Annotated in this window: 19 protein-coding genes; 6 read left to right on the forward strand and 13 right to left on the reverse strand. The window is 72.1% G+C overall.

What is annotated here, in order from left to right:
• Position 1: 1 nt before the first annotated feature.
• Both GA0074692_RS20015 and GA0074692_RS20020 read right to left on the reverse strand, forming a co-directional pair.
• Positions 2-1,192 carry an ABC transporter ATP-binding protein gene (locus GA0074692_RS20015; protein ID WP_091646730.1) on the reverse strand — a complete coding sequence of 397 codons (1,191 nt, stop codon included), beginning with the start codon at positions 1,190-1,192 and terminating at the stop codon, positions 2-4.
• 4 nt (positions 1,193-1,196) lie between these two features.
• Positions 1,197-2,381, reverse strand: a complete 1,185-nt coding sequence (locus GA0074692_RS20020) for a polyamine ABC transporter substrate-binding protein (RefSeq protein WP_091646731.1) — start codon at positions 2,379-2,381, stop codon at positions 1,197-1,199.
• 201 nt (positions 2,382-2,582) lie between these two features.
• Between GA0074692_RS20020 and GA0074692_RS20025 the strand changes: the two genes are divergently transcribed.
• The gene (locus GA0074692_RS20025) at positions 2,583-3,077 is read left to right on the forward strand and encodes an Lrp/AsnC family transcriptional regulator (protein ID WP_091646732.1); all 495 of its coding nucleotides are present in this window, start codon (positions 2,583-2,585) and stop codon (positions 3,075-3,077) included.
• 14 nt (positions 3,078-3,091) lie between these two features.
• Here GA0074692_RS20025 and GA0074692_RS20030 read toward each other — a convergent pair whose 3' ends face one another.
• Entirely contained in the window at positions 3,092-3,463 is a 372-nt protein-coding gene (locus GA0074692_RS20030; RefSeq protein ID WP_091646733.1) for a DUF3499 domain-containing protein, read from the reverse strand.
• A gap of 187 nt (positions 3,464-3,650) precedes the next feature.
• On the opposite strand from GA0074692_RS20030, the gene GA0074692_RS20035 reads away from it, so the two are divergent.
• Complete coding sequence (locus GA0074692_RS20035; RefSeq protein WP_091646734.1) at positions 3,651-4,103, forward strand: metallopeptidase family protein; 453 nt, start codon at positions 3,651-3,653, stop codon at positions 4,101-4,103.
• A 113-nt stretch (positions 4,104-4,216) separates the two neighbouring features.
• On the opposite strand, the gene GA0074692_RS20040 is transcribed toward GA0074692_RS20035, so the two are convergent.
• From GA0074692_RS20040 to GA0074692_RS20050, 3 genes are all read right to left on the reverse strand, one after another.
• Positions 4,217-4,474, reverse strand: a complete 258-nt coding sequence (locus GA0074692_RS20040) for a WhiB family transcriptional regulator (RefSeq protein ID WP_088980572.1) — start codon at positions 4,472-4,474, stop codon at positions 4,217-4,219.
• Positions 4,475-5,311: 837 nt separating this feature from the next.
• Positions 5,312-7,876 (reverse strand): bifunctional FO biosynthesis protein CofGH, encoded by a 2,565-nt coding sequence (locus GA0074692_RS20045; protein WP_245730384.1) that lies wholly within the window; start codon positions 7,874-7,876, stop codon positions 5,312-5,314.
• 191 nt (positions 7,877-8,067) lie between these two features.
• The gene (locus GA0074692_RS20050; RefSeq protein WP_091646735.1) at positions 8,068-9,141 is read right to left on the reverse strand and encodes a hypothetical protein; all 1,074 of its coding nucleotides are present in this window, start codon (positions 9,139-9,141) and stop codon (positions 8,068-8,070) included.
• Positions 9,142-9,242: 101 nt separating this feature from the next.
• On the opposite strand from GA0074692_RS20050, the gene cofD reads away from it, so the two are divergent.
• Entirely contained in the window at positions 9,243-10,190 is a 948-nt protein-coding gene (gene cofD / locus GA0074692_RS20055) for a 2-phospho-L-lactate transferase (RefSeq protein ID WP_091653796.1), read from the forward strand.
• On the forward strand, positions 10,187-11,275 hold the full coding sequence (locus tag GA0074692_RS20060; RefSeq protein WP_091646736.1) for a coenzyme F420-0:L-glutamate ligase: 1,089 nt from the start codon (positions 10,187-10,189) through the stop codon (positions 11,273-11,275). The genes cofD and GA0074692_RS20060 overlap by 4 nt, the downstream gene beginning before the upstream one ends.
• A gap of 120 nt (positions 11,276-11,395) precedes the next feature.
• On the opposite strand, the gene GA0074692_RS20065 is transcribed toward GA0074692_RS20060, so the two are convergent.
• Positions 11,396-12,385: an ArsR/SmtB family transcription factor gene (locus tag GA0074692_RS20065; protein WP_091646737.1), complete on the reverse strand. Its 990-nt coding sequence runs from the start codon at positions 12,383-12,385 to the stop codon at positions 11,396-11,398.
• Positions 12,386-12,598: 213 nt separating this feature from the next.
• On the reverse strand, positions 12,599-13,642 hold the full coding sequence (locus tag GA0074692_RS20070) for a hypothetical protein (RefSeq protein WP_091646738.1): 1,044 nt from the start codon (positions 13,640-13,642) through the stop codon (positions 12,599-12,601).
• 186 nt (positions 13,643-13,828) lie between these two features.
• On the opposite strand from GA0074692_RS20070, the gene GA0074692_RS20075 reads away from it, so the two are divergent.
• Positions 13,829-14,425: an NUDIX hydrolase gene (locus GA0074692_RS20075; RefSeq protein WP_425413396.1), complete on the forward strand. Its 597-nt coding sequence runs from the start codon at positions 13,829-13,831 to the stop codon at positions 14,423-14,425.
• On the opposite strand, the gene GA0074692_RS20080 is transcribed toward GA0074692_RS20075, so the two are convergent.
• Both GA0074692_RS20080 and GA0074692_RS20085 read right to left on the reverse strand, forming a co-directional pair.
• Positions 14,394-15,485 carry a mannose-1-phosphate guanylyltransferase gene (locus tag GA0074692_RS20080; protein WP_091653798.1) on the reverse strand — a complete coding sequence of 364 codons (1,092 nt, stop codon included), beginning with the start codon at positions 15,483-15,485 and terminating at the stop codon, positions 14,394-14,396. The genes GA0074692_RS20075 and GA0074692_RS20080 overlap by 32 nt on opposite strands.
• Positions 15,486-15,546: 61 nt before the next feature.
• Positions 15,547-16,692 (reverse strand): glycosyltransferase family 4 protein, encoded by a 1,146-nt coding sequence (locus GA0074692_RS20085; protein ID WP_091646740.1) that lies wholly within the window; start codon positions 16,690-16,692, stop codon positions 15,547-15,549.
• A gap of 137 nt (positions 16,693-16,829) precedes the next feature.
• Here GA0074692_RS20085 and GA0074692_RS20090 point away from each other — a divergent pair, with 137 nt between their 5' ends.
• Entirely contained in the window at positions 16,830-17,510 is a 681-nt protein-coding gene (locus tag GA0074692_RS20090; RefSeq protein ID WP_091646741.1) for a TIGR03089 family protein, read from the forward strand.
• A 76-nt stretch (positions 17,511-17,586) separates the two neighbouring features.
• Here the strand turns inward: GA0074692_RS20090 and GA0074692_RS20095 are convergent, their stop codons facing one another.
• The 3 genes from GA0074692_RS20095 to GA0074692_RS34855 form a co-directional block, all read right to left on the reverse strand.
• Positions 17,587-17,838 carry a hypothetical protein gene (locus tag GA0074692_RS20095; RefSeq protein ID WP_091646742.1) on the reverse strand — a complete coding sequence of 84 codons (252 nt, stop codon included), beginning with the start codon at positions 17,836-17,838 and terminating at the stop codon, positions 17,587-17,589.
• A 2-nt stretch (positions 17,839-17,840) separates the two neighbouring features.
• Positions 17,841-18,176 carry a DivIVA domain-containing protein gene (locus GA0074692_RS20100; protein WP_091646743.1) on the reverse strand — a complete coding sequence of 112 codons (336 nt, stop codon included), beginning with the start codon at positions 18,174-18,176 and terminating at the stop codon, positions 17,841-17,843.
• Positions 18,177-18,956: 780 nt separating this feature from the next.
• Positions 18,957-19,379: a hypothetical protein gene (locus GA0074692_RS34855; RefSeq protein ID WP_176738517.1), complete on the reverse strand. Its 423-nt coding sequence runs from the start codon at positions 19,377-19,379 to the stop codon at positions 18,957-18,959.
• Positions 19,380-19,432 lie beyond the last annotated feature (53 nt).

The raw sequence follows: 19,432 nt of genomic DNA on the forward strand, positions 1-19,432 counted from the left end.
GTCACCGGGACTCCCGGGCGGTCCGGCCCGACGACGCGGTCACCCCGGTCGCCACCGGCGGCTCGTCGCGCGGTGGCGTGCCGGCGTCGACGGTCGCCAGCTCGCGGGGCAGCAGGAAGGCGTGTTCCGGCCGCCAGTACGCGAACACCGACGCGCCGACGGCGTACCGCCCTCCGCTGCCGTCGTTGGCCACGAACACCGACAGTTCGCTCCCCCAGCCGGTCCGGACCAGGTACTGGGTGCTGACCCCGACGTAGGCGGCGTCGCTGACCACGCCGGCGACGTGCTGGTGCCCGTCGGGTACCTCGTCGGCGGAGGTGGCCAGGCGCAGCTTCTCCGGGCGTACCCCGAGGTGGACCGGGCCCCGGTCGGCGCGGGCGCGGCCGACGGGCACGGTGAAGCGCGTGCCGTACGCGGTCACCGCGACCTCGCTGCCGGTCCGGCCGGCGGCCTCGGCGGCGAGCAGGTTCGACTGGCCGAGGAAGTTCGCCACGAACGCGGTGGCGGGGAACTCGTACAGGTCGGCGGGGGCGCCGACCTGCTCGATCCGGCCGGCGTTCATCACCGCGACCGTGTCGGCCATCGTCATGGCCTCCTCCTGGTCGTGGGTGACGTGCACGAACGTCACGCCGACCTCGATCTGGATCCGTTTCAGCTCGGTCTGCATCCGTCGGCGCAACGTCAGGTCGAGCGCACCGAGAGGCTCGTCGAGCAGGAGCACCTGCGGGTTGTTGATCAGGGCACGGGCCAGCGCGACGCGCTGCTGCTGCCCGCCGGAGAGTTCGGTGGGACGCCGCCGCCCGTACCCGTCGAGCTGCACCAGGGCAAGCATTCGCTCGACCTGCGGGCGGACCTGGCGGATGCCCCGCCGGCGCAGGCCGAACGCCACGTTCTCGGCGACGTCGAGGTGCGGGAAGAGGGCGTAGCTCTGGAAGACCGTGTTGACCGGCCGCCGGTACGGACGCAGCCGGGTGATGTCCCGGTCGCCGAGGAACACCTGGCCGGCGGTCGGTTCCTCCAGGCCGGCGACCATACGCAGGGTGGTGGTCTTGCCTGAGCCGGAGGCCCCGAGCAGGGCGAAGAACGCGCCCTGCCCGACAGTGAGGGTGAGCTGGTCGACGGCGGTGACGGCACCGAACCGCCTGGTCAGGTCGACCAGCCTCAGGTCACCGCCGTTGGTCTCGGTCACCATCCACTCACGCCCCGATGACCTGCTGGTACTTCGACTCGTACGCCTTCTCCTGCGCCTCGGTCAGGGTCATGAAGGCCTTCGACTTCGCCAGCATCGCGTCGTCCGGGAAGATCAGCGGATTGGCGGCCAGCTCCGGATCGATCTTCTCCATCTCCGCCTGCGCGCCCTGCACCGGGCAGATGTAGTTGACGAAGGCGGCGAGCTTCGCGGCGACCGCCGGCTGGTAGTAGTAGTTGATCAACTGCTCGGCGTTGGCCCGGTGGGTGGCCTTGTTCGGCACGATCAGGTCGTCGGAGTAGAGGATGGCGCCGGAGTCCGGCACCACGAACCTGATCTTGTCGTTCTCGAAGCCGAGCTGGATGATGTCGCCGGACCAGCCGAGGCAGGCGGCGATGTCGCCCCGGGCCAGTTCCGGGGCGTAGTCGTTGCCGGTGAACCGGCGGATCTGCCCGCCGTCGACCGCACGCTTGAGCTTGGCGAGGGCGTCGTCGAACTGCGCCTCGGTGAAGTTCCCCGGGTCGTGCCCGTTGGCCTGGAGCAGCAGCCCCATCGTGTCGCGCATCTCGCTGAGCGCGGTGACCCGGCCCTTCAGGTCGGGGCGGGTCAGCAGCTCGTCAATGGTACGGATCTCCTTGGTGACGCTGCCGTTGTAGGCCAGCCCGGCGAGGCCGGTCTGCCACGGCACGGAGATCCGGTTCTCCGGGTCGAACGAGCGGCCCTTCAGCGACGGCAGCAGGTTCGCCTGGACGTTGGGCAGCTTCGCGGGGTCGAGTTTCTGGATCCAGCCGAGCCGGATCATGCGGGCCGACATCCAGTCGGTCACCACGACCAGGTCCCGCTCGGTGCTCTGGCAGGCGGCGAGCTGGTTGCGCACCTTGCCGAAGAACTCGTTGTTGTCGTTGATGTCCTCGGTGTAGGTGACCTGGATGCCGGTCTCGGCCTGGAACGCGTCCAGGGTCGGCCGCTTCGTCTCGTCGGCCTCGTCGACGTCCATGTACTGCGGCCAGTTGGAGAAGATCAGCTTCTTCTCGTTGGCGGAGCGGTCCTCGCTGACACAGCCCTCCTCGGTCTGCCGCGCCGGCTCGGTGCCGCAGCCGGCGAGGGCACCACCCGCGCCGAGCAGCGCGGCCGAGCCGAGCGCACCGGAGAGCAGGCCACGCCGGGAAACCGTCCGGGGGTGACTGGGCATGTGACGGCTCCTGGGAATCGTCGTCGGCGAGGGGGCATGCCGGTGGGAGGACCGGGCGATGGGTCGAACGATACTGGCATGAGGAATCCTTGCGGACAAGTGATTCCGTGGTCACATTGATCCTGCACGACGAAATACGTCACACTGCCGACCTGTCACCGGCGAGCAGCGACCCATCGTCCAACGTGAGGGAAGTCCGCGATGACCAACCGCCATCAGGATAGTTCCGGCTCCGTGCGGCGGGTCGCCGTGCGTGAGGGAGCGCACCACGGCCTCCTCGACGACGTGGCGAGGCGGATCATCGAACAGCTCCGGGAGGACGGCCGCCGTCCGTACGCGGCGATCGGCAAGGCGGTCGGGCTCTCCGAGGCGGCGGTACGCCAGCGGGTGCAGCGACTTGTCGACGCGGGCGTGATGCGGATCGTCGCGGTCACCGACCCGCGCCAGCTCGGGCTGCCCCGTCAGGCCATGATCGGGCTACGGACCGAGGGCGACCTGGACGCCGTCGCCGCCCAGCTCGCCGAGTTGACGGAGATCGACCAGGTGGTGATCACCACCGGCTCGTTCGACCTGCTGGCCGAGGTGGCCTGCCGGGACGACGACCACCTGGTGGAGACCCTGGGACGGCTCCGGGGCGTACCGGGGGTCGTCTCGACCGAGACCTTCGTCTACCTCAGACGCCGGGGTACGCCCTGACGGGCGGGACGGAGTCAGTGGGTGGGCGGGATCACGCGGAGGTGGCCCCGGCGGCCGGTCTGGGGCGGCTGGGACTGGTCCTGGTGCGAGGTCTCCTGCGGGACGCGGGGCGCGGGGCGCGCGGCCTCGCGAACCGCCTCGGCGAGGGCCACCAGGTCGTCGGTGGTGGGCGGAGGCGGCTCGAACTCGCCCTCGTGTCGGACGACGTCCCAGCCCCGTGGCGCGGTGAGGTTCCGCGCGTGCGGCTCGCAGAGGTCGTACGTGTGCGGCTCGGCGAAGGCCGCGAGCGGACCGATGACGGCGGTCGACTCGTTGTAGACATAGGTCAATGTGGCGACCGCTTGCCGGGGGCAGCCGTTTCTGGAGCAGCGCCGTGATGACCTCACGTGCGGCAGGGTATCTCCATTACCGGGTTCGCCGCACCGGTTCACGGTGCGACACGCCCGTCACCGAGATCACAATTCAGCCGCCGGGTGGGAGAGTTCGCCGCACAACGGACGAGACACTCCGGTCCGGCACGCCCGGGAGCGCCGGAGCGGCAGGCCAGCGGAGATGAGGACTACCCTGTGCCCTATGACCAGTCCGGAACACCGTCGCCCCGGCCCCGGTCGGCGGGTGCGCCGCGACCGGCACGGCCGAGGTCTGCGCGGGCGGCTGGTACCGGCAACCGTGCCGTTGGCCCGGACGAAGGCGGAGATCTTCGACGACCTGGTGCTGGACACGGTCGAGACCTTGGAGCGCCGCTTCGCCAAGGAGCTGGCCGGGGTCGAGTTCGCCGTCGAGGACGTGCCCCCGGACCTCAACGTCTACGACTCGGACGTACTCGAGGACGGGGAGGTGCCCCTCGCCCGGCTGCTGCCAGGGCGTCCCGGCGGCCGGCAGGAGATCCCACCACGGATCGTGCTCTACCGGCGTCCGCTGGAGTTCCGCGCGATGGACCGGGAGGATCTCGCCGATCTGGTCCACGATGTCATCATCGAGCAGGTCGCGAATCTGCTCGGGGTCGATCCCGACGAGCTGGCCTGACCTCGACGGGATGGTCTGACCCTGACGGGCTGACCTGAGCTCGACGAACTGGCCTGAGCCCTCACGGGCGGGGCCCGGACCGGGCGGCCCCCACCGCCCGGCACGGGGAAACGTCAGGCCACCCGCCGCTTGAGCTTGCGACGCTCCCGCTCGGAGAGGCCACCCCAGATTCCGAACCGCTCGTCGTGACCGAGTGCGTACTCCAGGCACTCCGTCTTGACCTCGCATCGGGAACAGATCCGCTTGGCCTCGCGGGTCGAGCCGCCCTTCTCGGGGAAGAACGCCTCCGGGTCGGTCTGCGAGCAGAGCGCCCGCTCCTGCCACTCCGGCGCGTTTCCGAGCAGGTCGGCCACCTCAAGCTGGCCGTCCATCGAATGCCTCCTTGTCGCGCACCGGCGTCATCGCCGCTGCAACCCCCACGCGGAAAGGCGCGTTCGTCCCTCCGGTACCGATTTGCTGCGTTCGGTGTAGACAACCCCATTCAAATTACACGCGTGTAATACGTGCGCCGTCAAGCCGAACTTGATAATGGAGTCGCCCTCCCGACACGCTCCGGACGGCCTTCCGGGCCGCCCGACCCCGCAACCTGCCCTATCGATTCAGACCCCAGAGGAGTAACGCCCTCTCCGGCGAGTTGGTCGAGATTTCTCCCGTGGCGCTCCACCGTCCGACCCGGACCACACCGCCCACGTGGACGACCGGAGCACCTCCGCCAAGATCAGCGATCTTGGTGGGGCACAGGTTAACGCGACTTACCCAGCACCGCCCGTCGAGCATCGGGCGGCGCCCGCACCCTGCCCACAATGTGGACAACAGGCGACCGCAAGCCACCAACGAACGCCTCTCAACAGCCAGATTTCCCTGGTCAGCCCGGCTGTGTCGACATCCGGACAGAGACGAGAATGCCTCGCCGGTAAGTGCATTTTGTCCCACCACGTGGCACAGAGGCGGCAGCGGAAAGCCGGACCGGCGGCAGCGGAGGGCGAGCACGCTACCAACGGTCACCGGACTGACGGGGCGGAATTGCGGGATAGGAATGTTGCGACGGCCAGGCCGGAACGGCGGGGGGCGGCCGACCGGGCGCTATTTGCTCGACTGTCAATACCGTCAGCCGGTTTTTCCGTCCAGTGCAGAACGTGCCGGACGTGGGATTCCGCCGCAGGCGACCTTTCCCACCGGCGTCGGAACCCGGACTGGTCCGGGCGGGTTCACCGTCCGGCCGGCTCACCGTAGGCCGTGCCACGCCGCCGGGCCGGACGGCCCGCCGCGGTGGCGATGGCGCGCAACTGCTCCTCGGTACGGGCCGACCCGTTGCCGGACCCGGCCATTCGGGAAATCGTCTCCTCCATCAGGGTGCCGCCCAGGTCGTTGCAGCCGCCCCGCAGCATCGCCACCGTCCCCTCGTCGCCGAGCTTGACCCAGGAGCACTGGATGTTGTCGATCCGACCGTGCAGCAGCAACCGGGCCATCGCGTGCACCGCCCGGTTCTCCCGCCAGGTCGGGCCGGGACGGGCGATGCCGGCCAGGTAGATCGGCGCGTTGGTGTGCACGAACGGCAGCGCCACGAACTCGGTGAAGCCACCGGTGCGGTCCTGCACCCCGGCCAGCACCCGGAAGTGGGCCAGCCAGTGCGCCGGATGGTCGACGTGGCCGTACATCATGGTCGAGCTGGACCGGATGCCCAGCTCGTGGGCGGTGGTGACCACCTCGACCCAGGCGGAGGTGGGCAGTTTGCCCTTGGTGAGCACCCAGCGCACCTCGTCGTCGAGGATCTCGGCGGCAGTGCCTGGGATGGTGTCCAGTCCGGCCTCACGCAACTGCTCCAGCCAGTCCCGGATGGACAGCCCGGCCTTCGCCGACGCGGTCGCCACCTCCATCGGCGAGAAGGCGTGCACGTGCATCCCGGGCACCCGCCGCTTGATCGCCCGGACCAGGTCGGCGTACGCGGTGACCGGCAGCTTCGGGTCGATGCCGCCCTGCATGCAGACCTCGGTCGCGCCCGCCGCCCACGCCTCCTCGGCCCGGTCGGCGACCTGCTCCACCGAGAGGCGGTAGGCGTCGGCGTCCCGCTCGCGTTGTGCGAACGCGCAGAACCGACAGCCCACGTAGCAGACGTTGCTGAAGTTGATGTTCCGGTTGACCACGTAGGTGACGTCGTCGCCGACGGTGTCGCGACGCACGTCGTCGGCGAGCCGGCAGAGCGCGTCGAGCGCCGCGCCGTCCGCCGCGAAGAGCGCCAGCGCCGCGTCCGCGTGCCGGGGGTCGAGCAGCGCCGCCGGGTCGTCGGCGGCCAACCGCAGTCCGGTACGCAGTTCCGCGTCTCCCCCGCCTCCGGCGGCTCCCGCCCGGACCTTCCCGGCCACCTCGGCCCAGTCGCCGTAGACGCTGTCGAAGTCGCCCCGCCGGTCCCCGGTCCGTCCGGTGGTGTCGATGCTGGCGTGCAGGTCGACCCGGCCGCCGTGGGTCTCCTCCGGCTCCTGCCAGGGTCGCCCCTGCGGACGGGCCGACTCGACGGCCAGCCCGGTGGCCGGGTCGGCCAACGCGGTCACGTGCGGCAGCAGGCGCGGATCGAGCCACGGGTCACCGGCCCGGACGTACTCCGGGTAGACGGTCAGCCGCTCGCGCAGCGTGAACCCGGCGGCGGCGGTGTGCTTCGCCAGCTCGTCGAGCTGCGGCCAGGGCCGTTCCGGGTTCACGTGGTCCGGGGTCACCGGGGAGACGCCACCCCAGTCGTCGATGCCGGCGCGCAGCAGGAGTTCGTACTCGCCGGCGATGAGGTTCGGCGGGGCCTGGATGCGGGCCTTCGGGCCGAGCAGGACACGGGCCACCGCCACCGTGGCAGCCAGGTCGTGCAGCTCCGCGTCGGGCATGCCGCGCATGGCGGTGTCCGGCTTGGCGCGGAAGTTCTGCACGATCACCTCCTGGAGGTGGCCGTACTCGCGGTGTGCCCGGCGGATGGCGAAAAGCGCGTCCACCCGCTCGGCGGGCGTCTCGCCGATGCCGATCAGGATGCCGGTGGTGAACGGGACGCCGACCCGGCCGGCGTCGTCGAGGACCCGCAACCGGACCGCCGGTTCCTTGTCCGGCGAGCCGTGGTGCGGGCCGCCCGGCTCCGACCAGAGCCGGGTGGCGGTGGTCTCCAGCATCATGCCCATGCTCGGCGCGACCGGCTTGAGCCGCTGCAACTCCGACCAGGAGAGCACGCCCGGGTTCAGGTGCGGCAGCAGCCCGGTCTCCTCGAGCACCGCGACCGCGCAGGCCCGCAGATAGTCCAGGGTGGAGTCGTAGCCGCGCTCGTCCAGCCACCGCCGGGCCGCCGGCCAACGCTCCTCGGGCCGGTCGCCGAGGGTGAACAGGGCCTCCTTGCAGCCCTGCGCCGCGCCCTCGCGGGCGATCGCGAGCACCTCGTCCCGGTCGAGGAAGGCCGCCGGGAGCCGGTGCGGCACGGTGGCGAAGGTGCAGTAGTGGCAGCGGTCCCGGCAGAGCCGGGTCAGCGGGACGAAGACCTTCTTGGAGAAGGTGATCACACCGGGCCGGCCGGCCTCGCGCAGTCCGGCGTCCCGGATCCCGGCGGCCACGTCGCACAACTCCGTCAGGGCGTCGCCCCGGGCGGCGAGCAGCGCGGCCGCCTCGTCGACGTCCAGCGCTCGGCCAGTGGCCGCGCGACGCAGGGCGCGGCGTACCTCCGCCTCGGTCACCGCGTCGACAGGCGGCGGCCCGCCAGCCGTGGTGCCCGCCCCGCCGGCCGCCCCCGCCTCAGTCTTCTCCCGCATGCCGCAACCCTATTGCCGGCTTGATGGCCTGGCCATGCCGTCCTCCCGCAGGGCTGCGCCAGTGGGATGCGGAGCCTGCCGGTCAGAAGGCCCACCCGGCGGGCCGGGGCCGGTCGTGGTCCGTTTGGGACGTCGACCGGCCCCGGGTCGGCCCGGCCAGCACACGGGGGCGCGGCGGGCGGGCCGGTAGATCAGCGGGCGTCGGAGCCCGGGTCGCGGGGAACGGCCTGGGTACGGTCGCTGTCCGCGTCCGGCGCGACGACCTGGGTACGGTCGCTGTCGCCGCCCGGAGCCACGGTGGTGGGCTCGGTGAACTGGCGGGGGATCGCCTGGGTCGGGTCGGCCGACGGCGGCTGCCCGAAGGGCGGCGCGGACGGGGTACCGCCGGCCGGCGTCGGCGTGGGGCCGGTCACCGGCGCGCCGGGAGTCGTCCCGAACGGCGGGGCGGGCGGGGTGGCGGTGCCGAAGGGCGACGGGGTGCCCGGCTGACCGACCGGCGGAGCCGACTGGGCCGGGGCGCCGAACGGCGGAGCCGACTGCGGCGCGGTACCGAACGGCGGGGCCGACTGCGGGGTCGGCTGGCCGAACGGCGGGGCCGACTGGGGAGCACCGAACGGCGGAGCGGACTGCGGGTTCGGCTGGCCGTACGGCGGGGCCGGGTAGCCGGGCTGTGCGCCGTACTGGCCGGGCTGCGTCGGGTAGTTCGGGTAGCCACCCTGCTGCTGCGGCCAGCCCGGCTGGGGCTGACCGTAGACGCCCGGCTGCGGCTTCGGCTTGGGGACGTAGTACTGCGCCCGCCACACCTTCTGCACCACGAGGCCGGCGACCGCGAGCACCGCCAGGACGGCGACCGACTCCAGCAGGAGCAGGAAGGCGTTGCCGATCTCGCCCTCGGCGAGCAGGCCGACCACTCCGATCAGGAAGCTCAGCACGCCGAGTACCGCGCTCACCGCGTACTCGACGAGCGCGAACAGGGTGATCTGCTTCGCCTTCGGCACCGCCGGCTGCACGTGCGTGGCGATCAGGAACGCCAGCACCGGCAGGACGAGCGCCTCGATACCGAGGAAGATGTTGACGCCGCTCACTGCGCGACCGGTCAGGGTGCTGTACTCCGACATCGGCACCAGCAGCCGGATCAGACCCAGGAAGAGCAGCACCGCGTTCGCGCCGAGGAGCACGAAGGCGACGAGTTCGCGGAGTGGTTTTGTGTGCTGGGAGGCCTGCGGCGCGTCGGGGGTCGACGCGGGCTCGGCGGGGCTGGTCAAGGGGCTCCCCCTCTTCGGGCGATGTCGGATAGGTGCGAAGTGAGCCTAGTCTCTCCGCGCGATACCCGAACGACAGCGCCACGTGCGCGAGGATGGTCGACATGCGCATCGTGGTTCTGGCGGGCGGCATCGGGGGTGCCCGATTCCTGCTCGGCGTCCGGGCGTACGCCCGCGAGGTCGGCGCCGAGGTGACCGCCGTGGTCAACGTCGGCGACGACCTCTACCTGCACGGACTCAAGATCTGCCCGGATCTGGACAGCGTGCTCTACACCCTCGGTGGGGGCGCGGACCGCGAGCGCGGTTGGGGACGGGCGGACGAGACCTGGACGGTGCGGACCGAACTCGCCGCGTACGGCGCGGAACCGACCTGGTTCGGCCTGGGCGACCGGGACATCGCCACCCACCTGGTGCGGACCAGCATGATCAACGGCGGGTACCCGCTCTCCGCCGTCACCGAGGCGCTGTCCAGCCGCTGGCAGCCCGGCGTACGGCTGCTGCCGGCGACCGACGACCGGCTGGAGACGCACGCGGTGGTCGACCTCGACGGCGGCCAGCGGGCGATCCACTTCCAGGAGTGGTGGGTACGGTACCGCGCCGAGGTGCCCACCCACCGGTTCGTCTTCGTCGGCGCGGAGAGCGCCAAGCCCGCGCCCGGCGTCCTCGACGCGCTCGGCGCGGCCGACCTGGTGCTGCTCGCGCCGAGCAACCCGGTGGTGAGCATCGCGCCGATCCTGGCCGTGCCGGGGCTGCGGGAAGCGGTGGCCGACACGCCGGGCCGGGTGGTCGGGATCTCCCCGATCATCGGTGGCGCGCCGGTGCGCGGGATGGCCGACCGGTGCCTGGCCGTGCTCGACGTGGCGTGCAGCGCCGCCGGGGTGGGCAGACTCTACGGCGGGCGGCGGGCCGGCGGGCTGCTCGACGGTTGGCTGGTCGCCCCGGAGGACGAGGGGACGACCGTGCCGGAGGTGACCATCCGGGCGGTGCCGTTGTGGATGACCGACGAGGCGGCGACGGCCGGCATGGTCCGCGCCGCGGTGGAGCTGTCATGAGGTTGGAGATCCTGCCGGTACCCGGTATCGGCGACGTGGCCCGGGGCGACGACCTGGCCGCCCTGATCGCGACCGCCGCCCCGTGGCTGCGCGACGGCGACGTACTGGTGGTGACCAGCAAGATCGTGTCGAAGGCGGAGGGACGGCTGGTCGACGTACCGGCGGACGGGCCCGAGCGGCTCGCCGCCCGGGACGAGGTGCTCGCCGCCGAGACCGCCCGGGTGGTGGCGACCCGGGGCGCCACCCGGATCGTGCAGACACACCACGGCTTCGTGATGGCCTCGGCCGGGATCGACGCGTCCAACGTGGAGAAGACCCGCCTGGTGCTGCTGCCCGAGGACCCGGACGCCTCGGCCCGGGCGCTGCGCACGGCGCTGCGGGAACGGTACGGCGTGGACGTCGCGGTGATCGTCAGCGACACCATGGGACGGCCGTGGCGCAACGGCCTGACCGACGTGGCGCTCGGCGTCGCCGGCCTGCCGGCCATCCGCGACCATCGGGGCGAGATCGACCCGTACGGCAACGAGCTGAACCTCACCCAGATGGCGGTGGTCGACGAGCTGGCCGGCGCGGGTGAGCTGATCAAGGGCAAGTGCGACCAGGTGCCGGTGGCGGTGGTGCGCGGCTACCTCACCGAGGTCGGCGCGGCGGACGGGCCGGGCGCGCGGGCGCTGGTCCGCGACGCCGAGCAGGACCTCTTCTCGCTCGGCACCGCCGAGGCGAAGGCCGCCGGGCTGCTCGCCGCCGCCACGCTGGACGACGGCCCCGGCCCGGAGCCGGCCGACCCGGCGGCGGTGCGCCGGGCGATCGACGCGGTGGCTGGCGCGGTCGCGCCCGGCACGGTCTTCAGCCTGGTCACCGACGACGAGATCCGTACGGTCATGACGGCTGCCGTCCCCGGCTGGCCGGCAGCCGCGACCGGGCTGGTCCTCGGCGAGGCGCCCACCCCGGTCAGTCAGCCCGACCTGGTCCGGTTCGGCGCCGACACCCAGCGCCTGCGGGCCGCGCTGGCCGCCCACGGGGTGCCGTCGCTGCTGCTGCCACCCCCAGCGGGCAGCACCGCCAGCGCCGCCCTGGCAGTCTGAGCCACCCCAGCCGCCCACCCGCTTCCGCGTGGTAGCAGGGGTCCCTTGTTACTCATGAATGAGTAACAAGGGACCCCTGCTACCAAGCAAAGCCGCCGCGCACCGGCGGACCTGTGTGAGTCAGCCGTCGAGGAGGGCGCGGCCGAGTGGAGTCAGCGTGTGCAGGACGGTGTTGCGGTCCCGGTGGCTGACCAGCAGACCGGCGTTGCGGAGCACGGTGGTGTGCTGGCTGACCGCGGCCGGGGAGACCGCCAAGCGGCGGGCCACCTCACCGGTGGTCAAACCGTCGTCGCTGGCCGCCAGCACCGCCGCCCTGGTCCGGCCGAGCAGCGCGGTGAGCGTGGACCGGTCGTCGTCACCGGCCGGACCGGCGGCCGGGACCAGCGCGCCGAGCCGCTCCACCGGATAGACCAGCACCGGCGGTCTGGTCGGGTCGAGCAGGGCGACCGGGGTACGGGCGCAGAAGAAGGACGGCACCAGCAGCAGTCCCCGGCCGTCGAGGTGCAGTGCCCGGCTGGTCGGGTAGTCGGGGACCGTCAGCACGCCGGAGTCCCAGCGCATCGCCGGGCGCAGGCTCTCCAGCAGCCCCTCCGCACCGCCGTCGAGCATGGCCCGGGCCCGGCGGGTACGGTCGGCCTCCACCGCGGCCTGGATCCGACCCCAGTACGGGCACAGCGCCAACGACCGGTACCGCTGCAACGAGTCGGTGAGGTGGTGCAGCGCCTCCGGTTCCCCGCGGGCCAGCGCGGCCGCCGGGGCGGGCAGTTCCCGGCCGCCCGCCAGCATGATCAGGTCCCGCCGGAGCAGCTCCGGCGAGGTGGTGCGGACGGCGTCCAGCCCGGCCTCGAACCCGTCCACACTCTGGTACGGCGTGAGGAAGTCGGGAAAGTAGCCCTTCGGCGGGTTCAGGCTGAGCAGCAGCCGCAGCCGTTCGGCGTCCTGATCCTGGCGCAGCCGGGCGGTGACGGCCCGCCGCCAGCCGTTGACCAGCGGATCGGCGTGCCGCTGCTGCAACAGGTGCAGGCTGAGGACCAGTTCCCACAGCGGGTCCGCCGAGCGCGCCACCCGGGTACGGAGGACGTCCTCGCGGGAGAAGTGGATTGTCAGCATCGGAGCACTCCCGTGGGCACCGGAGAGGCCTGCCACCCGGTGACCGTCTGCACTGTACCGGCCCTGATCTCGGCTTTTAAGTGTGAGATGAAAAGCATCGACGGCCGGTGGCCCGCTTCGGCATGCTGGTGGCCGACCGGGCGACGGCACGAGGGGCTGCGGCCGAAACCGTTCGCGGGGCCGTCGCCCGGCCCACCACCGGGGTCCTTCGACTCAGCCGCGTAGCCAGAGCGCCACCCGATGGTCCTCGTCCGTGACGTAGTAGCACCGGCCTTCCGCTTCGGCGATCCCCTCCACGTGGTGGAACGGGGCCAGGTCGGCGACGAGTTCACCGGGCAGCAGGTGGGTCGGCTGGGCCGGCAGCCGGAACCGGACGTGCCGGGAGGTCACCTCACCGCCGTGCGGGTGTTCGTCGAGCAGCACCGAGCCCTTGCCGAGCGCGTCGATCGAGCCGATCACCGCCGTGTAGCCGCTGTCGTCGGTCGGGGCGATCGCCCGGAAGCCGGTGAGCGTGCCGGGCGGGGTCACCCCGGTCAGCGCGTACGCCCGCAGGGCCCGGGGCCAGGCCCGGGGTTCGGCGAACATCTCCGCCACCCCGGTCACCTCGACCAGGATCGGCTCGCCGTCGGTGGTGACCGGGAACCGGAGCCCGAGCAGGACGGACCCGGTCGGGGTGAAGGCGGCGCCCTCGATGTTGAGCGGCAGGTCGCCCTCGACCAGTCGACTCACCCAGCGCTTCGCCCGCGAGGTGCCCCGGGCCAGGGTCTCCACGATGAACCGGGCGTGGACCTGCTCCCCCGGCGGGAGGGTGGTCAGGTCGGCGGCGGCGAGCGCGTCGTTGAGCACCCGGTGCAGCCGGAACGAGTTGCGGACCACCTGTACCGGCAGCGGGGCGTCGGCAGCCGCGTCGTCCTCTCGGAACCGGGCGACGAAGGCCCGCCGGGGACGCAGCGGCCCGCCCTTGGAGCCGAAGTGCGAGCCGAAGACGTAGACCCAGCCGTCGTGGTGGGCCAGCGCCTCACCGTCCTCGGTCCGCCGGTTCTCCGTCCCGGCGTCGGCTTTCACGTGTTCGGCGGTCCACTCGCCGTCCTCCCGCTCCAGCAGCAGGGCTAGGCACTCTTCCACCGGCCCCTCGTCCAGCACGGTCCAGAAGCCCCGGCGGGCCCGGTGGCGGCGGAGCAGCGCGGCCGAGCGGACCGGCAACAGGTCGCTCGCCTCGTTGCCGGCGACGACGAATTCCAGCAGCTCAAGTGTCACCCGGCCAGGGTAGGGAACGGGTGCTCGTAGAGTGTCCGGATGCCCGACGCCCGTGACGACACCGACAACCCGAACACCGACGTGACGCCGCCTGCCGACCCCGCCCCGCACGCCGGTACCGCCGCTGCGCAGGCCGGCGCGACGCTGCCCGTCGACCCGGCCGCGTTCGCCGACAGCACCGTGGCCCTGCATGCCGACACCACCACGTTCGCCGAGAGCGTCGTGGCACTGCACGCCGACACCGTCGCCGTGCTGGCCGGCTGGGAACCGACCAGCACCGCCGCCGCCGAGGCCCGCGACCGTACGCTGGCGCTGCTCGCCGCCGGGCCGGTGGCGATGACCCGGGCGCACCGCCCCGGCCACGTGACCGCGAGCGTGCTGATCGGCGATGCCACCGGCGAACGGCTGCTGTTCTGCCTGCACGGCAAGTTCGGGCAGTGGGTGCAGCTCGGCGGGCACTGCGAGCCGACCGACCGGACGCTGGCCGGCGCCGCCCTGCGCGAGGCCACCGAGGAGTCCGGTATCGCCGGCCTGCGGATCGACCCGGTGCCGATCGACGTGGACATCCATCCGGTGCCCTGCCAGGGCGGCTCGTTCCACCACGACGTCCGGTTCGCGGTCGTCGCCCCGGCTGGCGCGGTGGAGCAGGTCAGCGACGAGTCCGAGGCGCTGGGCTGGTTCCCGCCGGACCGGTTGCCCACGCCCCGGCTCGACGGGGTCGACCAGCTCCTCGCGCCGGGGCTGGCCAGGCTCAGACGAGGCCTTCTTCGCCCCGCTCCTTGAGTTCGTCGACGAGCTTCTTGACGTCCTGGGCCCGGTCGCGGGGGCAGACCAGCACCGCGTCCGGGGTGTCCACCACGATCAGGTCCCGGACGCCGAGCACGGCGACCAGCCGGCCGGACTGGGCGACCACCACCAGGTCGTCGGTGTCGTGCAGCAGCACGCCGGGCTTGGCGTCGCCACCGAGCACCATGTTGCCGCGCCCGTCGGTGGGGAGCACCTCGCCGAGGGTGTGGAAGTCGCCGACGTCGTTCCACCCGAAGTCGCCGGGAACGGTGGCGACCCGGCCTGCGGTCGCCGCGCCCTCCATCACCGCGTAGTCCACCGAGATCTTCGGCAGGGTCGGCCAGACCGTGCCGAGCACGTCGTCCTGCTCCGGGGTGCCCCAGGCGGCGGCGATGGCGGTGATCCCGGCGTGCAGCGCCGGCTGCTGTCGGGCCAGTTCGCTGAGGAAGACGTCCACCCGCCAGACGAACATGCTCGCGTTCCACAGGTGCCGGCCGGAGCGCAGGTACGCCTCGGCCACCGGGGCCTCCGGCTTCTCCTTGAACTCGGCGACCGGACGCAGCGGCCCACCGTCGACCGGGTCGCCGGTCTCCAGGTAGCCGTAGCCGGTCTCCGCCCGGGTGGGGGTGATCCCGACCGTCATCAGCAGACCGCGCTCGGCGCCCCGGACCGCCTCGCGGACCGTGTCCGCCCAGCGGTCCGGCTGCCCGATCAGGTGGTCGGCCGCGAACGACCCCATCACCGCGTCCGGGTCGCGTTCCGCGATCACGGCGGCGGCGAGCGCGATGGCCGCACACGAGTCCCGGGGCGAGGGCTCCACCAGGATGTTCTCCTCCGGCAGGCCGGTGAGCTGCCGGGCCACCGCCGCGACGTGCGCCGCCCCGGTGACCACGAGGGTCCGCTCGGCTGTGGTGAGCGGCGCGAGCCGGTCCACGGTGGCCTGGAGCAGCGACCGGGTGGAGCCGGTGAGCGGGTGGAGAAACTTGGGATGTCCGGCGCGGGACAGCGGCCACAACCTTGTGCCGCTACCTCCCGCCGGGATGACGGCGTAGAGCATCAGCACATCATGCCCGAACCGGCACGGTACGGACGCCTGCCGCACCGACCCGCCGGAGTGGTCAGGCCCGGACCCGGCTCCACGCGGCGATGTGCACCTCGGCGCTGGACTCCCAGGCGAACTCCTTGGCCCGGTCGAAGCCGGCCTTGGCCAGCGCCAGCCGGCGGGCCTCGTCGTCCAGCAGCGCGGCCAGGTCGGTGGCGATCTGGTCCGCGTCCTCGCTGGTGTAGGCGACCGCGTCGCCGCCGACCTCGGGCAGGGAGAGCCGGGGCGTGGTCAGCACCGGGGCGGCGCAGGCCATCGCCTCCAGGATCGGCAGCCCGAAGCCCTCACCGTACGACGGGTAGGCGGCGACCAGCGCCCCACCGAGGAAGCCGGGCAGGTCGGCGTAGCGCAGGTAGCCGGGACGGAGCAGGCGCAGGTGCGCGGGGACCTCGGCCACGGCGCGGTCGATGTCGTCGTCGTGCCCCTGGCCACCGGCCACCACCAGGGCCGGCGGGTCGGTCCGGTCGGCCACCGCGCGGGCCCAGCCCCGGATCAGGTTGGGGACGTTCTTACGCGGCTCCTTCGCCCCGAGGAAGGCGACGTAGCTGCTGGAGCCGAGCCCGAGCCGGGCCCGCACCCGGGCCTTCTCCTCGTCGCTCGGGGCGTGGAAGGCCGCGTGGTCGACACCGTGGTACGCCACGTCGATCCGGGTCGGATCGGCGTCGAGGAGGCGGATCAGCTCGTCGCGGGTGGCCTTGCTCGGCACGATCACCCGGCTGGCGCGGCGCAGCGACGTCTTGATCGCACTGCGGAAGAAGGTGCGGCGGGATTTGTCGTAGTGCTCCGGCTCGGTGAAGAACGTGGCGTCGTGCAGGGTCACCGTGACCGGGCAACCGGCCCGCAGTGGGCAGGTGTAGAACGGCGAGTGCAGCACCTGCGCGCCGACCTGCTGGGCCAGCAGCGGCAGGCCGGTCTGCTCCCAGGCGAGCCGGGCCGGCCGGTGGGCCACGGCGGCCGGGGCGGGGATGACCTCGGCACCGGGCAGCATCCGGGCGTAACGTTCCTGGTCGGTGCGGAGGCTCACCACGGCCAGGTCGATGCCCGAGCCGGTGACCTTGCCGAGGGCACCGAGCAGGCCATCGACGTATCTACCGACGCCCCCACGGTCAGCGGGGACGCTCGTGGCGTCGATGAGCACGCGGGGCGGGCGACCGGCGGTCACGGGGCAACTCCTTTGTGGGGAACAACACTCGGTGCAAGCCTACGCCGCCCGCCGCCCCGTGCGGTGACTGCGACCCGACGGTCAGCCGTCCTCGAGTTGTCATCGAGCACGAACCATGAGGGCGTATCCTTCGCCCGATGGCCGACGACATACCCCGGGTCTTCGCCGACGCGATCGCGGCCGACCCGACCCGCCCCCTGCTGACCTGGTACGACGACGCCACCGGGGAGCGCACCGAGCTCTCCGGTGCGACGCTGGCGAACTGGGTGGCGAAGACCGCCAACCTGCTCGTCGACGACGTGGCCGCCGGTCCCGGCAGCGCTGCCGGCGTGTTGCTCCCCCCGCACTGGCAGACCGCCGCCGTACTGCTCGGCTGCTGGTCGGCGGGATTGACGGTGGCCGAGGAGCCGGGGTCGGTGGACGTGCTGTTCGCCGCCGCCGACCGGGTACCCGAGGCGGACGCCTGGTCGGCCGGGGAACGCTACGCGCTGGCGCTCGCCCCATTCGCCCTCCCGCTGCGCGAGGTGCCGGCCGGCTTCGCCGACTACGTGGTCGAGGTCCGCGTGCACGGCGACCACTTCTCCCCGTACGCCGGGGGTGGTGCGGAGCTGGTGGCCCGCGCGGCGCGGCGCGCTGACACGCTCGGCCTCGCCCCCGGGGATCGCGTGCTGGTCGACGCGGCCCGGCACCCGGATCCGCTGGACTGGCTGCTCGCCCCGCTGAGCGTCGGCGCGAGCGTCGTCCTCTGCGGCAACCTCGACCCGGCCCGCGTCGATTCCCGCACCACGTCGGAGAAGGTCACCCGCTCCCTGGCCTGACCGCCCTCTCGGCACCACCATTTCGCCGATAACGCGGTCTCCCTCCAGCCGGACACCGCGTTATCGGCAAAACGACTCACCGGGGCAGTCGCCGGGAGCAGTCGCCGTCGTGGCCGGCGGCGAGCAGGCAGCGCCGGCCGCTGGTCAACAACCGGTCGCAGAAGACCCGATGCCGTACGCCCTGCTCGTCCTCGTGGGAGACGGTGGTCTCGCCGGGGTCCACCATCGGCAGGTAGCTCATCGACCGGGCCACCATCCGGGCCATCCGTCGCGCGGCGTCCAGGTCGTTGATGACCACCGGCAGGTGGATCACGAAACGCTCGGTCATCGTCACCGCCCCGCGTGGTTCTGGGCGCGGCTGGCCTGGCGGGTCTGCCACTGCCGCAGCGCCTCCTTGATTCGGTGGTTCTCCTCCCGCACCTGCTCCAGGGCGGCGTAGAGGCTGGTCAGGTCACCTGCGACCCGGTCGAGGAAGTCGCCTACCTCGGCCGGGTCGAACCCGCGCCGCCCGAACCGGGTGGTGCCGAACGAGCGTCCGCGCACCTGGTTGGGCCGCAGCGGCGCGCAGGACGCCGACCGGTACAGCCCGCCCCGCGCCGGCGGCTGCCGGGACGGTCGGTGATGACGACCGACGTTCTCCGATCGCCGCCGGAAGAAGATTCCCATCAGGGACACCTTTCGCTCTCGTACGCCGTCAGGGCGGTCCCGTCCGCCGGCTCCAGGCGGACGGAACCCCTCCCCAGACCTGCCACCGCAGCCACGACCAGCAAGTACGGCAGCAGGGCCACTTCACCCCCCTGTCGCTCAGCCGATTGTCGGGGGTGGCCGCCCGGAGACCATGGCCGCTGGGAGTGAGCGCCCAGACGAGCGGCCACCGCAACCAGACAACACCCCGTTTACCTACTTGTCAATAGTCAAGTAGCGAACGTAAACCACCTGTCATGTCTACGTTCAGGCTGTGAAGCGACCGCGTCTATACGGGCCTGGCGAACTCGCCATCCTGTTCAACGTGTCGCGGCAGCGAGTCCTACAGATCACCCGCCGCCCTGGCTTCCCTCAACCGCTCGCCCGACTGATCGGTACGACCGTCTGGGATGCCGACGAGGTAGACGAGTGGGCTCGCCACAACCGGCCACCCCGCCCGGCCGATGGCGACGAGCAGGGCTGACGAGGTATCCCGCAGGCCCACGGAGACACCGAGAGGTCCCGGAGGCTGTTGTCATACCCCCGGATCTCAGCCGGCACCCAGGAAACCGGACTGCCACGCCTGTTTGTCCGGGCGTCGAGCCCTCACCCCGGGCATAGGCCAAGGCCCGGCGGGGCTCGCTCCCCCGCTGGGCCTCGTAGACCACCCAGGTTGTCCGGCCAAAGATCCGGGCGGTCGGTCTACGTCACGTTCAGCAGCCGGAACGCGCTGGGGACCACCACATCCGACCCGGTGCGGAATTAGAGCACCAGCCCCCGCCGACCGGTCGGCCGCGCGTTGGCACCCATCAGGTTGGGGATCAGCTCGATCGTCGTGCCGATCCGGTCCACGATCACGAAGTTGAAGAAGTCGCCGTAGGCCAGGACGTAGTTGTCCTGGGTCGCGTTGACCACCCCATCCATGTTGTACGCGGCCCGGCTCTGCGCGACCTTGGCGAGCCGCCGCTCCGAGACAAACTTGTCCAGCCCCTCCACGTTCTCCATGAAGGCGTCGTACTTGCGCTGCTCGCTCGCGTTCAGCTCCCGCAGCCCCGCCGCCCGGTTGATCTTGCTGGCCTCGTTCAGGTGCAGTCTCGACGCCGCGTCGGCTGCCTCCTGGATCGCGTCCAGGCTGTCGCCGAACTTCTCGGTCAGATCGGCAAGCGTGGGGATCTTGGTAGTCATTGGGTTTGCCGTCCAAGGCACGTCTATCAGGTTTGGCCGGTGACCCGATGCCC

Origin of the sequence: Micromonospora pallida (genome assembly GCF_900090325.1) — a bacterium.
Taxonomy (GTDB): Bacteria; Actinomycetota; Actinomycetes; order Mycobacteriales; family Micromonosporaceae; genus Micromonospora; species Micromonospora pallida.

Excerpts from the sequence above, each read along its gene's own strand:
- GA0074692_RS20015 (WP_091646730.1), bottom strand. The coding sequence starts at position 1,192 with ATGGTGACCGAGACCAACGGCGGTGACCTGAGGCTGGTCGACCTGACC.
- GA0074692_RS20020 (WP_091646731.1), bottom strand. The coding sequence starts at position 2,381 with ATGCCCAGTCACCCCCGGACGGTTTCCCGGCGTGGCCTGCTCTCCGGT.
- GA0074692_RS20025 (WP_091646732.1), top strand. The coding sequence starts at position 2,583 with ATGACCAACCGCCATCAGGATAGTTCCGGCTCCGTGCGGCGGGTCGCC.
- GA0074692_RS20035 (WP_091646734.1), top strand. The coding sequence starts at position 3,651 with ATGACCAGTCCGGAACACCGTCGCCCCGGCCCCGGTCGGCGGGTGCGC.
- GA0074692_RS20040 (WP_088980572.1), bottom strand. The coding sequence starts at position 4,474 with ATGGACGGCCAGCTTGAGGTGGCCGACCTGCTCGGAAACGCGCCGGAG.
- GA0074692_RS20045 (WP_245730384.1), bottom strand. The coding sequence starts at position 7,876 with ATGCGGGAGAAGACTGAGGCGGGGGCGGCCGGCGGGGCGGGCACCACG.
- cofD (WP_091653796.1), top strand. The coding sequence starts at position 9,243 with ATGCGCATCGTGGTTCTGGCGGGCGGCATCGGGGGTGCCCGATTCCTG.
- GA0074692_RS20060 (WP_091646736.1), top strand. The coding sequence starts at position 10,187 with ATGAGGTTGGAGATCCTGCCGGTACCCGGTATCGGCGACGTGGCCCGG.
- GA0074692_RS20065 (WP_091646737.1), bottom strand. The coding sequence starts at position 12,385 with ATGCTGACAATCCACTTCTCCCGCGAGGACGTCCTCCGTACCCGGGTG.
- GA0074692_RS20080 (WP_091653798.1), bottom strand. The coding sequence starts at position 15,485 with ATGCTCTACGCCGTCATCCCGGCGGGAGGTAGCGGCACAAGGTTGTGG.
- GA0074692_RS20090 (WP_091646741.1), top strand. The coding sequence starts at position 16,830 with ATGGCCGACGACATACCCCGGGTCTTCGCCGACGCGATCGCGGCCGAC.
- GA0074692_RS20095 (WP_091646742.1), bottom strand. The coding sequence starts at position 17,838 with ATGACCGAGCGTTTCGTGATCCACCTGCCGGTGGTCATCAACGACCTG.
- GA0074692_RS20100 (WP_091646743.1), bottom strand. The coding sequence starts at position 18,176 with ATGGGAATCTTCTTCCGGCGGCGATCGGAGAACGTCGGTCGTCATCAC.
- GA0074692_RS34855 (WP_176738517.1), bottom strand. The coding sequence starts at position 19,379 with ATGACTACCAAGATCCCCACGCTTGCCGATCTGACCGAGAAGTTCGGC.